This is a genomic window from Mycobacterium sp. P2_H7, from assembly GCF_056403275.1.
Genome location: NZ_JBFUFU010000056.1, coordinates 1 through 440, shown reverse-complemented (window position 1 = coordinate 440; position 440 = coordinate 1). Strand labels below are relative to the sequence as shown.

The 440-nt window shown below is 65.0% G+C and carries 1 protein-coding gene; it reads left to right on the top strand.

The window, feature by feature from the left end:
• On the top strand, positions 1–440 hold a 440-nt coding region (locus tag AC1DY7_RS31320), incomplete at both ends, for a 1-acyl-sn-glycerol-3-phosphate acyltransferase (protein ID WP_477497651.1).

The following is a 440-nucleotide window of genomic DNA, read 5'->3' as shown; positions in this document are numbered from 1 at the left end:
CGCTGACGCTGACCGACGAGGAGCCGGTCTTCGCCATCGACTACTTCATCGCCCAGGCCTGGTGGATGAAGCCATTCATGAAACTTGCCCGCGCTTTGCCGCTCAATCCGGCCAAGCCGATGTCGACCCGCACGCTGATCAAGGTCGTGCAGGGCGGCGACCCGCTGGTCATCTTCCCGGAGGGCCGCATCACCGTCACCGGCGGCCTGATGAAGGTCTATGACGGCGCCGCCATGGTCGCCGACAAGACCGGCTCGATGGTTGTGCCGGTGCGCATTGACGGGCTGGAGAAGACCTATTTCTCGCGGCTGAGCTCGCAGCATGTGCGCCGCCGCCTGTTCCCGAAGGTCAAGGTGACCATTCTGGAACCGGTCAAGCTCGAAGTGCCGCAGGAACTGAAGGGCCGCAAGCGCCGCGCCGCAGCGGGGTCTGCCCTCTAC